General features: G+C 68.3%; 14 protein-coding genes. 10 read left to right on the top strand and 4 right to left on the bottom strand.

What is annotated here, in order from left to right; translation table 11 throughout:
• The first annotated feature begins 100 nt into the window (after positions 1–100).
• From ABD719_RS00770 to ABD719_RS00750, 5 genes are read left to right on the top strand one after another with little or no spacing between them, the layout of a single operon-like run.
• Positions 101–604, top strand: a complete 504-nt coding sequence (locus tag ABD719_RS00770; protein ID WP_344691936.1) for an MmcB family DNA repair protein — start codon at positions 101–103, stop codon at positions 602–604.
• A 58-nt stretch (positions 605–662) separates the two neighbouring features.
• Positions 663–917 carry a FeoA family protein gene (locus tag ABD719_RS00765; protein ID WP_192126625.1) on the top strand — a complete coding sequence of 85 codons (255 nt, stop codon included), beginning with the start codon at positions 663–665 and terminating at the stop codon, positions 915–917.
• A gap of 1 nt (position 918) precedes the next feature.
• Entirely contained in the window at positions 919–2,790 is a 1,872-nt protein-coding gene (gene feoB, locus ABD719_RS00760) for a ferrous iron transporter B (RefSeq protein ID WP_344691319.1), read from the top strand.
• 13 nt (positions 2,791–2,803) lie between these two features.
• Positions 2,804–3,367 carry a single-stranded DNA-binding protein gene (gene ssb, locus ABD719_RS00755; protein ID WP_344691318.1) on the top strand — a complete coding sequence of 188 codons (564 nt, stop codon included), beginning with the start codon at positions 2,804–2,806 and terminating at the stop codon, positions 3,365–3,367.
• 10 nt (positions 3,368–3,377) lie between these two features.
• Entirely contained in the window at positions 3,378–4,904 is a 1,527-nt protein-coding gene (locus ABD719_RS00750) for a sensor histidine kinase (RefSeq protein WP_425567073.1), read from the top strand.
• Between the two features lie 35 nt (positions 4,905–4,939).
• Here ABD719_RS00750 and ABD719_RS00745 read toward each other — a convergent pair whose 3' ends face one another.
• The 4 genes from ABD719_RS00745 to metX all read right to left on the bottom strand — a co-directional run bounded on the left by ABD719_RS00745 (position 4,940) and on the right by metX (position 7,602).
• Positions 4,940–5,395 (bottom strand): response regulator, encoded by a 456-nt coding sequence (locus ABD719_RS00745; protein ID WP_344691316.1) that lies wholly within the window; start codon positions 5,393–5,395, stop codon positions 4,940–4,942.
• A gap of 85 nt (positions 5,396–5,480) precedes the next feature.
• Complete coding sequence (metW, locus tag ABD719_RS00740) at positions 5,481–6,068, bottom strand: methionine biosynthesis protein MetW (protein ID WP_344691314.1); 588 nt, start codon at positions 6,066–6,068, stop codon at positions 5,481–5,483.
• Positions 6,065–6,496: a GNAT family N-acetyltransferase gene (locus ABD719_RS00735; RefSeq protein ID WP_344691312.1), complete on the bottom strand. Its 432-nt coding sequence runs from the start codon at positions 6,494–6,496 to the stop codon at positions 6,065–6,067. Before ABD719_RS00735 ends, metW begins: the two co-directional genes overlap by 4 nt.
• The gene (gene metX, locus ABD719_RS00730; RefSeq protein WP_344691310.1) at positions 6,493–7,602 is read right to left on the bottom strand and encodes a homoserine O-acetyltransferase MetX; all 1,110 of its coding nucleotides are present in this window, start codon (positions 7,600–7,602) and stop codon (positions 6,493–6,495) included. The genes ABD719_RS00735 and metX overlap by 4 nt, the downstream gene beginning before the upstream one ends.
• Positions 7,603–7,663: 61 nt before the next feature.
• Between metX and hisC the strand changes: the two genes are divergently transcribed.
• The 5 genes from hisC (at position 7,664) to ABD719_RS00705 (ending at position 12,930) form a co-directional block, all read left to right on the top strand.
• Positions 7,664–8,782: a histidinol-phosphate transaminase gene (hisC, locus tag ABD719_RS00725; RefSeq protein WP_344691309.1), complete on the top strand. Its 1,119-nt coding sequence runs from the start codon at positions 7,664–7,666 to the stop codon at positions 8,780–8,782.
• On the top strand, positions 8,782–9,699 hold the full coding sequence (locus ABD719_RS00720; RefSeq protein WP_344691307.1) for a prephenate/arogenate dehydrogenase family protein: 918 nt from the start codon (positions 8,782–8,784) through the stop codon (positions 9,697–9,699). The genes hisC and ABD719_RS00720 overlap by 1 nt, the downstream gene beginning before the upstream one ends.
• A gap of 124 nt (positions 9,700–9,823) precedes the next feature.
• Positions 9,824–10,423: a PEPxxWA-CTERM sorting domain-containing protein gene (locus ABD719_RS00715; protein ID WP_344691305.1), complete on the top strand. Its 600-nt coding sequence runs from the start codon at positions 9,824–9,826 to the stop codon at positions 10,421–10,423.
• Between the two features lie 85 nt (positions 10,424–10,508).
• On the top strand, positions 10,509–11,762 hold the full coding sequence (locus tag ABD719_RS00710; protein WP_344691303.1) for a dipeptidase: 1,254 nt from the start codon (positions 10,509–10,511) through the stop codon (positions 11,760–11,762).
• 31 nt (positions 11,763–11,793) lie between these two features.
• Positions 11,794–12,930: a lactonase family protein gene (locus tag ABD719_RS00705; protein ID WP_344691302.1), complete on the top strand. Its 1,137-nt coding sequence runs from the start codon at positions 11,794–11,796 to the stop codon at positions 12,928–12,930.
• Positions 12,931–12,938: the final 8 nt, after the last annotated feature.

The following is a 12,938-nucleotide window of genomic DNA, read 5'->3' as shown; positions in this document are numbered from 1 at the left end:
CGCGGCCCTGGATTGCTTCGCTACGCTCGCAATGACGGCGAAGGGGGCTTTGGACAGGATGGACTTGATCCGTTCGTGACTTGTTCTTATGCCGGCGCTTATGCTCGATACGCCGGCTCCCTGCATCGACGGTGATTCCGCGGCGAATCCGGCGCTTTGTGCGGCGGATGTATGCCGGGGGGTGACGCGGCTGCTGTTGCGGCACGACCTGACCGCGATGGCGGAGGTGCCACTGGAGAGTGGCCGGCGCGCGGACCTGATGGCGATCGACGCGCGCGGACGGATCGTGATCGTCGAGATCAAGGTATCGCGCGCCGATCTGCTGGGCGACGGCAAATGGCCCGACTATCTCGACCATTGCGACCGGTATTTCTGGGCGGTGCCGGCGGGGTTCGATTGCCAGCCGCTGGACGATCCCACCTTTCTGCCGGCGCGGACCGGCATCATCGTCGCCGACCGTTACGACGCCGCGATCCTGCGCGAGGCGCATACCACGCCGCTGCCCGCGCATGTCCGCAAGCGCTGCACGCTCGCCTTTGCCCGGCGCGCGGCGCGGCGGCTGACCGCGCTGATCGATCCGGAAGGGGCGGGGCTGGCGGGATAGCGGGATTTATCGACGGTCATTAATTGATAATCAGTCGCAAACCCATTATCTGCCCCCCATGGCGACCACCTTCGACAGTCTCGTGACCCTGCCCCGCCAGACCCGCGCCACCGTCGCGGCGATCGACTGGGGTCGACTGGCAGTGCCCGAGGCACGCCGGCTGCGCGAACTGGGCTTCGACGAGGGCGTCGGGGTGGAGGTGCTGCACCGTTCGCGCTTCGGCAGCGGGCCGATCGCGTGCCGGATCGGCCGGATGACAGTAGCGTTGCGGCGCACGGTGGCGGCCGCGATCAGCGTCTCCGCCCGTCACTGACGTGAACGCCGCGCCGCTCGTGGCGCTCGTCGGCAATCCCAATGCCGGCAAGAGCGCGCTGTTCAACGCGCTGACCGGCGCGCGGCAGAAGGTGGGCAATTACCCCGGCGTCACCGTGGAGCGCCATTCGGGCCGGCTGGCGCTGGACGATGGCCGCCCGGTCGAACTGGTCGACCTGCCCGGCACCTACAGCCTCGACCCCGGTTCCGCCGACGAGCGGGTGACGTGCGACGTGGTGACCGGGCGCGGCGGGTTCGAACGCGTGCCCGATGCGATGGTGGTGGTGGTCGATGCCGCCAATCTCGACAATCACCTGCGCTTCGCGCTGCAACTGATCGCGCTGGGCCTGCCGGTGGTGGTCGCGTTGAACATGGTCGATCTGGCCGAGCGCGACGGACTGACGCTCGATCCGGCGGTGCTGGAGCGCAAGCTGGGCGTGCCGGTGATCCCCACCGTCGCTGTGCGCAAGCGGGGGCTGGACCAGCTGCGCGCGGCGCTGACCGGCATTGTCGGGGGAACGACGGCGCGGCGGCCCGACAGGGTGCCCGATATCGCGGCGGTCGAGGAGGATATCGTCACGCTGCAACGCCGGGCGCGGGGCATCGCGCAGGCGGCGGTGATCGCCGAATCGCCGGGGCGGCGCTGGAACCACTGGCTGGATGCGGTCGCGCTGCATCCGGTGGCGGGGCCGGTGCTGTTGCTGGGGCTGTTGTTCGTGATGTTCCAGGCGGTGTTCGCTTGGTCGGAAGCGCCGATCGGCTGGATCGAGGCGGGGTTCGCCGCGCTGGAGGGATGGGTGTCGGCGACGTTGCCCGACGGGTTCGTCCGCTCGCTGATCTCGGACGGGCTGATCGCGGGCGTCGGCGCGGTGATCGTGTTCCTGCCGCAAATCCTGATCCTGTTCCTGTTCATCCTGGTGTTGGAGGCGACCGGATACATGGTCCGCGCCGCGTTCCTGATGGATCGGATGATGGCGCGGGTCGGCCTGTCGGGCCGGGCGTTCATCCCGCTGCTGTCCAGCTTCGCCTGCGCGGTGCCGGGCATCATGGCGACGCGGACGATCGACGACGAGAAGGACCGGCTGACCACGATCCTGATCGCGCCGCTGATGACGTGTTCGGCGCGGCTGCCGGTCTATACCATCATCATCGCCGCCTTCATCCCCGACCGGCCGGTCTGGGGCTGGGTGGGGTTGCAGGGGCTGGTGCTGCTGGGCCTCTACGTGCTGGGCATCGTCGGCGCGTTCGTCACGGCGCTGGCGCTGCGGCGGACGGTGACGAAGGGCGCGTCGTCGGGCTTCATGATGGAGATGCCCAAATACCAGTGGCCGCAATGGCGCGACATCGCGCTGGGCCTGTGGGGGCGGACCGAAATATTCCTGAAGCGCGCCGGCACGATCATCGCGCTGACCACGATCGTGCTGTGGGCGCTGCTGTCGTTCCCCAAGCCGCCCGAGGGCAGCGGGATATCGCCGGTCGATTATTCGGTGGCGGGCCGGATCGCCAACGGGCTGGAGGTGGTGGTGCGGCCGATCGGCTTCAACCGCGACATCGCGCTGGCGCTGATCCCGGCGATGGCGGCGCGCGAGGTGGCGGTGGCGGCGATCGGCACCGTCTATGCGATCGACGATCCCGATGCCGAGGGCGGGCAGAAGGCGATCACCGAAAACCTGCGCGCGCGCTGGAGCCTGCCGACCGCGCTGGCGTTTCTGATGTGGTTCGTCTTCGCGCCGCAATGCATCTCGACCATCGCGGTGACCCGGCGCGAGACGAACGGGTGGAAGTGGCCGGCGTTCATGGTTGGCTATTTGTTCGCCGCCGCGTACATCATGGCGGGTATCACCTACTGGCTGGCGGTTGCCGTCGGCCTCTAATTTCGGGGCAATCATGGCGGGTAGCGTCAACAAGGTCATCATCGTCGGCAATCTGGGACGCGATCCCGAGAGCCGGGCGTTCCAGAACGGCGGCAAGGTCGTCAACCTGCGGATCGCCACGTCGGAGACGTGGAAGGACAAGATGTCCGGCGAGCGCAAGGAGAAGACCGAATGGCATTCGGTCGCGATCTTCAACGAGGGGCTGGCCAACGTCGCCGAGAAGTTCCTGCGCAAGGGCTCGAAGGTCTATATCGAAGGCTCGCTCCAGACCCGCAAATGGCAGGACCAGCAGGGTCAGGACAAATATTCGACCGAGATCGTGTTGCAGGGATTCAACAGCGTGCTGACCATGCTCGATGGTCCCGGTGGCGGTCAGGGCGGCGGTGCCGGTGGTGGCGGCGGTCGTAGCGGTGGCGGCGACGACTGGGCCGGCGGCGGCGGCAACGATTACGGCTCGGGCGGGGGATCGCGCGGCGGCGGTGCATCGGGCGGTGGCAGCCGTGGCGGTGGCGGCAGCTTTGGTGGTGGTCAGGGCGGTGGCTTCGCCGACGATCTCGACGACGATGTTCCGTTCTGAGGACCGGTGATTGAACCCTGAAACCCTGTTGTGCGCCGATGCCGATACTCGTGTCCTGTCGTTCTACGATGCGAACGGAATCGGGGCAGCGGGTGCGCTCGACGACCTGACCCGTTTCGCGGCGGCGCTGTGCGAGGTGCCGGTGGCGCTCGTTACGCTGCTGGAGGAGGAGTATCAGCACTTCCTGGCGCGGACCGGCTTCGATGGAACGGGAACCCGGCGCGACATCTCGTTCTGCACCCATGCGGTGGCGGCGGACGACGTGATGGTGGTGCCCGATACGCTGGCCGATCCGCGCTTCGTCGACAATCCGCTGGTCACCGGTCCGACATCGGTGCGCTTCTATGCGGGCGCGCCGATGCGGGCGACCGACGGCAGCGTGCTGGGCACCGTCTGCGTACTCGACACCGTCCCGCGGGCGGGGCTGACGCCGCTTCAGCATCAGGGACTGATGGTGCTGGCGCGGGCGGCGATGGGGCGGCTGGACGACCGCCGCGTCGCCCGGGAACAGGGCGTCGCCGCTGCGCAATCACGCCGCGCGCTGGAGGAAAGCGACCTGCGGTTCCGTACCTTGGCCGACACGATGCCGCAGATGGTGTGGTCGACGCGGGCTGATGGGTTCCACGATTATTATAATGCGCGCTGGTACGAGTTCACCGGCACTCCCCCCGGCAGCACCGACGGCGAGGGGTGGAACGACGTATTCCATCCCGACGACCGTGAGCGGTCGTGGACGGTATGGCGTCGCAGCCTGGAGACGGGCGACCCCTATGAAATCGAATATCGGCTGAGGCATTTCGACGGCACGTATCGCTGGGTATTGGGTCGCGCCTTGGCGATCCGCGACGATGGCGGCACGATCACCCGCTGGTTCGGCACCTGCACCGACATCCACGAGCAGAAACTGGCGCTGGAAGAACGCGAGATCATTAGCCAGGAACTGGCTCACCGGATCAAGAACATCTTCGCGGTGATCGCCGGGCTGATCCAGTTCACCGCACGCAACCGGCCCGAATTCGCACCGATCGCCACCGACCTGCGCCAGCGGATTACCGCGCTGGGTCGTGCCCATGATTTCGTGCGGCCGCACAGCGCGCAGTCGCGCCCTTCCGCCCGGCAGGACAGTCTGGCCGGTTTGCTCGCCGACCTGTTCGAACCCTATCAGCAGGGTGACGGTCTGCGGATCGTGACGGAGGGTGCCGATATGTTGATCGACGATCGCTCCGCGACGCCGCTGGCGCTGCTGTTTCACGAGCTGGCGACCAACGCGACCAAATATGGCGCACTGTCCGCACAGGATGGGCAGGTGACGGTGCGTATCGATCAGGATGGGGATGACGTGACGCTGTGCTGGACCGAGACTGGCGGCCCCGCGGTGACCGAGCCGGCCAGCGGGATGAGCGGGTTCGGCAGCCAGTTGATCGAACTGAGCGCGGTACGCCAGCTGGGTGGCAGGGTAACGCGCGAATGGCGGCCAGAGGGGCTGGACGTCGCGATACGGGTACCGCGATCCGCCCTGAGCCGGCGGGACGTATAGCATTTCGTCCCGTCCGACCGGGGACGGGACAGCCCTCAGCCGGCCTTCGCGTCGACCATCAGATCGTGGCGGCACGACGCATCCGTCATCACCGGCGCCACGAACGGGACCACATCGTCACTGGCGGCGACATTGACGGATGTATTCACACTGGTCGCCATCGCGGCGGCGGCAAGGATCGAGCGTTCGGTGAACGGCTTGCGGATATACCCCAGCGCACCATCGCCATCGCCGATCTGGGTGGGGTTGGCGGTAACGAACACCACCTTGATACCGTAGTCGGCGGCGATACGACGGGCAATATCCGGCCCCGTCGGGCCGTCACGCAGGTTCACGTCGACAAAGGCGAATCCGCACTCGGGCGCAGCCAGCAGTGCGCTTTCGCGATCGGCGGCGATCGCGGCGACGTTATAGCCGGCATCGAGCAGTATCCGCTCCAGATCCAGCGCGACGAAAATCTCATCCTCGACGATCAGCGCGGTTTTGCTCATCGAACATCCAATGGGGAGTGGAACCCGTAAATCCAGATCAGTAACAAAAGTTCCACATAGCCGGTCGTCGCGCATCCCCGTTTCCCTAGCGTCGCAGCAGGAATACGGCGTGTTCGGCAAGCAGATTGGCCCCCGCCGCCGGTCGCACGCCCCCGCGCGACAGGAACCACGCCCCCTCCACCACCACCGATCGCCGCGCCAGGAAGGTGCGGAAGTCGTCGATCGTGACGTGATGGATATTGGGCGTGTCGTACCATTGCTCGGGCAACAACGACGTCACCGGCATCCGCCCGCCCCACAGCAGCGACAGCCGCACCCGCCAATGCGCGAAGTTGGGAAAGGAGACGAAGGCACGCCGGCCGATCCGCAACAGTTCGTCCAGCACCCGGTCGGGCGCATGGCAGGTCTGCAGCGTCTGGCTGAGGATCGCATAGTCGAAACTCTGGTCGGGATAGCCGGGCAGGTCGGTATCGGCATCGCCCTGCACCACCGGCAACCCGCGCGCGACCGCCAGCGACACGTTGCCAGGATCGATCTCCAGCCCGCGCGCATCGACGCCGCGGCCATCACGCAACGCCGCCATCAACGCGCCGTCGCCGCAGCCGATATCCAGCACGCGCGCACCGGCGGCGACATGGTCGGCGATCACCGCGAGGTCGGGACGCAGGGTCATGGCACCGCCCGCAACATTGCCGCGGCTTCCGCCGACAGCTTTTCCAGATAGCGATCGGGACGCAGCAGCGCGTGAAATCCGAGCTTTTCGTACACCCCATGCGCATCCGCCGTCACGAGGCCGATACGGCGGATGCCGGCAAAGCGCGGATGATCGACGAACCAGCCGACCATATGCCGGCCGAGTCCCTGACCCCGTGTGCTCTCGGCCACCCAGACATCGGCGATCCACGCGAAGGTGGCGTGATCGGTGATCGCGCGCGCGAAGCCGACCTGCGTGCCGTCGCGATAGGCGCCGAGGCAGTGCGATCCCGCGATCGCCCGTTCGACCAGATCGCGCGCGATGCCGGGCGACCAGTAACTGCCCGCCAGCCAGCCGTGAATACGCGCCACGTCGAGCCGCGCCCTGTCGTCGTCGAGATCGATCATGCCACCGCCTTCAGGAAACCGTCGACCACGCGGTTCATCTCGGGGGCGTCGAGCAGGAAGGCGTCGTGGCCATAGGGGCTGGAGAGTTCGACGAAGCTGACCGCGCGGCCGGCGGCGTTGAGGGCGTGGACGATGTGGCGCGATTCGATCGTCGGGTACAGCCAGTCGGTATCGAAGCTGACGAGGCAGAACCGGGCGGCCGTCGCGCGAAAGGCGTTGGCGAGCAGCCCGCCATGCTCCTCCGCCAGATCGAAATAATCCATCGCGCGAGTGATGTAGAGATAGGAATTGGCATCGAACCGGTCGACGAAGCTGAGCCCCTGATGGCGCAGATAGCTTTCGACCTGGAAATCGGCGTCGAAGCCGAAGCCCTTCGCATCCCTTGCCTGCAATTTCCGCCCGAATTTCTCGGTCAGCCCGGCTTCGGACAGATAGGTGATGTGCGCCGCCATCCGCGCGACCGACAGGCCGGCGGCGGGGGGATCGTCGCGGTAATCGCCGCCGCGCCATTTGGGATCGGCCATCACCGCCTGTCGACCGACCTCGTGAAAGGCGATGTTCTGCGCGGTGTGGCGCGCGGTCGAGGCGATCACCACCGCCGCGCGCACGCGATCGGGAAAGGTGGCGGGCCAGCTGAGCGCCTGCATCCCGCCCATCGATCCGCCGACCACCGCGCGAAGCACCCCGACGCCGAGATGGTCGAGCAGCATCGCCTGCGCGCGCACCATGTCGCGAATGGTGATGACGGGGAATGCCATCGCGAACGGGTGGCCGGTGGCGGGGTTGATCGTCGACGGGCCGGATGACCCCATGCAACTGCCCAGCACGTTGGCGCAGACGATGAAGTCGCGCGCGGGATCGACGGGCTTTCCCTCGCCCACCAGCCGCGACCACCAGCCCGGCTTGCCGGTGCGTGGATGCGGACTGGCGACATGCTGGTCGCCGGTCAGCGCGTGGCAGACCAGCACCGCGTTGCCGCCATCGGGGGCGAGCGTGCCATAGGTTTCGTAGGCAATCTCGACGGGCGCGAGCAGGGCGCCGCCGTCGAGCCGGAGCGGCCCGGGCAACGTCACATGGCGCGATAGCCCGAAACGCTCGTCGATCATCCCCCGCCCGCTACGGTGCGCGGGCTGGCATGGCAAGGCCGTGGCGGCTATGCGCGGCGGCATGACCCCAGCATCCTCCCCCACCTCGCCCGTCGTGAAGCCATGGGTGCAGGCGATCCATCCCTATATCCCGGGCCGTTCGACCGCGGACGACGGGCGCAAGGTGGTGAAACTGTCGTCGAACGAGAACCCGCTCGGCACCAGTCCTGCCGCCGTCGCCGCCTTTGCGGGCGCGGGCACCAGCCTGGAACGCTATCCCGATGCCGGCGCGACCGCGCTGCGCGAGGCGATCGGCGCGGCGCACGGGATCGATCCCGCCCGGATCATCTACGGCACCGGATCGGACGAGATTTTGCACCTGGTCGCCTCCGCCTATGCCGGGGTGGGGGACGAGATCATCCATGTCCGCTACGGCTTCGCGGTGTACGAGATCGCGACCCGCCGGGTCGGCGCGACGCCGGTGGTGGTGGACGACCGCGATTACGCCACCGATGTCGACGCGATCCTCGCCGCCGTCACCGATCGCACCACGATCGTCTATGTCGCCAACCCGAACAACCCGACTGGCACCTTCACCGCGAAGGACGAGATCGCGCGGCTCCATGCCGGGTTGCCGGGGCATGTGCTGCTGGTGCTCGACCAGGCCTATGCCGAATATCTGGCGCCCGAGGACGACGATGGCGGCCTCGCGCTGGCGGAGACGGCGGCCAACGTACTGGTCACGCGCACCTTTTCGAAGATTCACGGGCTGGCGGCGGAACGGATCGGCTGGGGATATGCCTCGGCGGCGGTGATCGAGGCGCTGCACCGGGTGCGCGGGCCGTTCAACGTGACGATCGCGGGGCAGGCGGCGGCGGTGGCGGCGGTCGGGGATACCGGCTTCGTCGCGTCGACGCGCGCACACAACGACCGCTGGCGCGACTGGTTCGTCGGCGAGATGGGCGCGCTGGGCAATGCCGGGCTGCGCTGCGTGCCGTCTCAGGCCAATTTCGTGCTGGTGCTGTTCGAGGGGCAACTGACCGCCGAGACGGCGTACAAGGGGCTGATGGACGCGGGCTATATCGTTCGCTGGCTGCCGGGGCAGGGGCTGGCACAGGGCCTGCGCATTACGATCGGCACCGAGGAAGAGACGCGCGGCGTCGTCGCGGCGCTGCGCACGCTGGTGGAACGGGCCGGCTGATGCTGCCGTTCGCGCGGGTCGCGATCGTCGGGCTGGGGCTGATTGGATCGTCGGTCGCGCGGGCCGTGCGGCAGTCGATGCCGACGGTGCGGCTGAGCGGGTATGACGCCGATCCGGCGGTGCGCGACACGGCGATCCGGCTGGGACTGGTTGACGATGTCGCCGATCAGGCCGGCGCGGCGGTCACCGATGCCGATCTGGTCGTGCTGTGCGTGCCGGTCGGCGCGATCGGCGCGGTGGCGGGCGACCTGGCGGCGGATATGCCCGCCGACGTGATCGTCACCGATGTCGGCAGCTGCAAGACCGAGGTGGCGCGCGCGCTGGCCGAGGCGATCCCGACCGTGACGGTCGTCCCCGCGCACCCCGTCGCGGGAACCGAGCGCAGCGGGCCGGAAGCGGGCTTCGCGACGCTGTTCGCGGGCCGCTGGTGCATCCTGACGCCGGCTGCCGATGCCGAACCCCTCGCGGTGGCGCGGGTGGGCGAGTTCTGGCGGCGGCTGGGGGCGGATGTCGAGGTGATGACCCCCGAGCATCACGACCGGGTGCTGGCCGTCACCAGCCACCTGCCGCACCTCATCGCCTATTCGATCGTCGGTACCGCCAGCGATCTGGAGGCGGTGACCGAGAGCGAGGTCATCAAATATTCGGCCGGGGGGTTCCGCGATTTCACCCGCATCGCCGCGTCCGACCCGACGATGTGGCGCGACGTGTTCCTGTCGAATCGCGAGGCGGTGCTGGAAATGCTGGGCCGCTTCTCCGAAGACCTGGCGCAGTTGCAGCGTGCGATCCGCTGGGGCGACGGCGACGCGCTGTTCGACCTGTTCACCCGCACCCGCGCGATCCGCCGGTCGATCGTGGAACAGGGACAGGACGACGCGCGGGAGGATTTCGGCCGCTCGCACGATCCGGCGGGCTGAACACCTGCCTCCTGCGATCGTCCCGATCCGGGATCAATCGCGTAACCCGATGTTAGTCATTATCATTTAGGACGTCTCTCAACGATGTTTTGGCCCGATCGCAGGGCAATCGAGGGAAATCCGCATGAAGACCAGCCTGATGTCATTGGCCACCGGTATTCTGATCGCCGCCGCGGCGATCACCTCCCCCGCGCAGGCGGCGACCGTGACGTTCGATTTCGGCCTGAACGGCACCAGCCGTGCCAGCGGCGTGTTCAAATATGACGACGCCAAGACCGGTGTACTGGCGTTCGAGGACCTCAAGAGCTTCGATATGACCACGGTCGGCGGCCCGATCCTGCTTAGCGACGGCACCGTTCAGGAATTCCCGAGCGTCACCTATTCGCTGACCGACATCCTTGGCCTGTCGAACCGGTATTTCGGGTTCGATACCGCGGCACGGACCATCGTGGCGGGAACGTTCGAGGGCTTCAGCTTCCCGCTCGTCTTCGCGGCTTATAATGATATCGGGTCGGCCGGGTTCCTGATCGACTTCTTCAACGACGGCACCGGCGCAGGGTCGATCACCGAGTACACGGCCCGCTACATGGACGGATATGATCGCATCTCGATGACCGCGTCGGTGCCCGAGCCGGCGAGCTGGGCGCTGATGCTGGCCGGTTTCGCGATGGTCGGCGGTGCGACCCGCTATCGCCGTCGTGCGACCCGCGTCGCCCATGCCTGACGATCCGATCGCCCCTGGCGGGCAATCGGCATGACGGCGGCGGGATCGGGGTGACCCGGTCCCGCCGTTTTGCCATCATGGCGGGATGATCTCCCTGCTCCTGATGTTGGCCGCCGCCGATCCGCCCCGGTCGGCCTCCTCGAAACCCGACCCGGCATTGGCCCGCGCCGAACGCGTGCTGGCCGCGGCGTCGCTGATTGACGGGCACAACGATCTGGCCTGGGAAATCCGCGATACCCAGGGCGGCCATGTCGAGGCGATCGACCTGACGCGCGGGACCGACCGGCTGCCGCGCCCGCTCCAGACCGATCTCGACCGGTTGCGGCGCGGGCATGTCGGCGGGCAGTTCTGGTCGGTGTGGATTCCCGCCGACGTCACCGGCCCGCGCGCGGTGGAACTGACGCTGGAGCAGATCGACATCGTCCGCCGGCTGGTCGCCGCGCATCCCCGCGATCTCGCCTTGGCCAGCGATGCCGCCGGGATACGGCGGATCATGAAGGACGGGCGCACCGCCTCGCTGATCGGGGTAGAGGGGGGCCACCAGATCGACGGGCGGCTGGCGGTGCTGCGCCAGTACCGGGCGCTGGGCGTCGCCTATCTGACATTGACGCACGCACGCAGCCTGGACTGGGCGGATTCGGCGACGGACGCACCGCGCAGCGGCGGCCTGTCGCCGTTCGGGCGGCAGGTGGTGGCGGAGATGAACCGGATCGGCATGATCGTCGACATCGCGCATGTTTCCGACGCGACGATGGCCGCGGTGCTGGCGGCGACGACGGCGCCGGTGATCGCGTCGCATTCCAGCGCGCGGGCGCTGACTGCCGCGCCCCGCAACATTCCCGACGATCTGCTGCGCGCGATCGCAGCCAACGGGGGCGTGGTGATGGTCAATTGCTACCCGGCCTTTCTGTCGGACGACTGGCGGGCCTGGGATGCGGCGCGGACCGCCTATGCGGCAGGGGCGGGGGTGCCGGCGGACGTCTATGGCGATCGGTCGCCCGCGCCGCTGGTGGCGTGGGACCGCGCGCATCCCGAACCCCGGGTCGATATCGCCACCGTCGCGGACCATGTCGAGCATGTCGCCCGCGTGGCGGGGCGCAACCATGTCGGGCTGGGGGGCGATTATGACGGGATCGGCGGCACCGGGCCGGTGGGGATGAAGGGCGTCGACGGGTATCCGCGACTGTTCGCCGAACTGATCCGGCGCGGATGGCGGGACCGCGACCTCGTCGCGCTGGCGCAGGGAAATGTGCTACGCCTGATGGAACGGGTCGAGGCGGTGGCGGCGTCGCTGGCGGAACGGCCACCGGTCGATGCGATCGACCGGGCGTCGCGATGACCCGATGCGCGGAACGGGACGGGGAACGGCGATGACGGATGGCACGATGGCGGCGATGACGCGGCGGACCACGCTGGGTGGGCTGGGCGGACTGGCGGCGGGGCTGCTGCTGCCGGGCAGGGCGACCGCGGCGCGGGTACGCCGGATGGTGGCGGGCACCTATACCGCCGAAGGGGGGGAGGGGCTGTACCGGCTCGCCCATGATGCCGGCACCGGGCGGTGGACGCTGGCCCCCGCGATCAGGACGATCGCCGATGCATCGTTCGCGGTGCGCGACCGGCGCGGGCGCTGGTATGCGGTGGCGGAAAGCGACGACGGCATGGTCGCGGCCTATGGTCCCGGCTGGCAACGGCTGGGCGATGCGCCGAGTGGGGGCGGAGGGCCGTGCCATCTCGCGATCGACCGGGCTGGCCGCTGTCTGGCGGTGGCGAATTATGGCGGCGGCAGCGTCGGCTTCCTGTCGCTCGATCGGCGTGAGGGCGTGGCAGGACGGCCGACGGTGTTCCGGCACGAGGGTAGCGGCCCGGATGGCGACCGTCAGGCCGGGCCCCATGCGCACTGGGTGGGGTTCAGCCCCGACCAGCGCTGGCTGCATGCGGTCGACCTGGGGGCGGACGCGATCTTCGCCTATCCGTTCGATCCCCGTGCCCGCGTGCTGGCGCTGCCGCAGCCGGCGTGGCGCGCGCCTGCGGGGGCCGGGCCACGGCATCTGGCGCGGCATCCGCGCCTGCCGGTCGCTTATGTGGTGTGCGAATTGTCCAACCAGCTGATCACGCTGGACGCCGGCATGGACGGGCGGTTCGCGACGCGATCGACCGTATCGACGCTGCCCCCCGGATTCTCCGGTGCATCACAGGCGGCGCATATCGCGGTCGATCGGGCGGGGCAGCGACTTTATGTCTCGAACCGGGGGCATGACAGCATCGCGGTGTTCGTGATCGAGCCGACGGGGGAGCCCCGGCTGGCGCAGCATATCGGCAGCGGCGGCCACTGGCCCCGCATCTTCGTGCTGGTCGAGGATGCCCGGCAGATGCTGGTCGGCAACGAACGGTCGGGGACGATCACGGTGCTGGGGATCGAGCGCGACGGCACCCTGTCGGGGTCGGGATCAGGGTCGGGGAGCCAGCAGTTGACGGTGCCGGGCGTGGCGTTTCTGGGGCTGGACTGAGGGAAAGC

Origin of the sequence: Sphingomonas cynarae (genome assembly GCF_039537815.1) — a bacterium.
Taxonomy (GTDB): Bacteria; Pseudomonadota; Alphaproteobacteria; order Sphingomonadales; family Sphingomonadaceae; genus Sphingomonas; species Sphingomonas cynarae.
The sequence above is the reverse complement of the archived record's forward strand: the minus strand, read 5'-3'. Positions and strand labels throughout refer to the sequence as shown.

Bases quoted from the DNA above. Each gene is read 5' to 3' on its own strand.
- ABD719_RS00770 (WP_344691936.1), top strand. From the start codon at position 101: ATGCTCGATACGCCGGCTCCCTGCATCGACGGTGATTCCGCGGCGAAT.
- ABD719_RS00765 (WP_192126625.1), top strand. From the start codon at position 663: ATGGCGACCACCTTCGACAGTCTCGTGACCCTGCCCCGCCAGACCCGC.
- ssb (WP_344691318.1), top strand. From the start codon at position 2,804: ATGGCGGGTAGCGTCAACAAGGTCATCATCGTCGGCAATCTGGGACGC.
- ABD719_RS00745 (WP_344691316.1), bottom strand. From the start codon at position 5,395: ATGAGCAAAACCGCGCTGATCGTCGAGGATGAGATTTTCGTCGCGCTG.
- metW (WP_344691314.1), bottom strand. From the start codon at position 6,068: ATGACCCTGCGTCCCGACCTCGCGGTGATCGCCGACCATGTCGCCGCC.
- ABD719_RS00735 (WP_344691312.1), bottom strand. From the start codon at position 6,496: ATGATCGATCTCGACGACGACAGGGCGCGGCTCGACGTGGCGCGTATT.
- metX (WP_344691310.1), bottom strand. From the start codon at position 7,602: ATGATCGACGAGCGTTTCGGGCTATCGCGCCATGTGACGTTGCCCGGG.
- hisC (WP_344691309.1), top strand. From the start codon at position 7,664: ATGACCCCAGCATCCTCCCCCACCTCGCCCGTCGTGAAGCCATGGGTG.
- ABD719_RS00720 (WP_344691307.1), top strand. From the start codon at position 8,782: ATGCTGCCGTTCGCGCGGGTCGCGATCGTCGGGCTGGGGCTGATTGGA.
- ABD719_RS00715 (WP_344691305.1), top strand. From the start codon at position 9,824: ATGAAGACCAGCCTGATGTCATTGGCCACCGGTATTCTGATCGCCGCC.
- ABD719_RS00710 (WP_344691303.1), top strand. From the start codon at position 10,509: ATGATCTCCCTGCTCCTGATGTTGGCCGCCGCCGATCCGCCCCGGTCG.
- ABD719_RS00705 (WP_344691302.1), top strand. From the start codon at position 11,794: ATGACGGATGGCACGATGGCGGCGATGACGCGGCGGACCACGCTGGGT.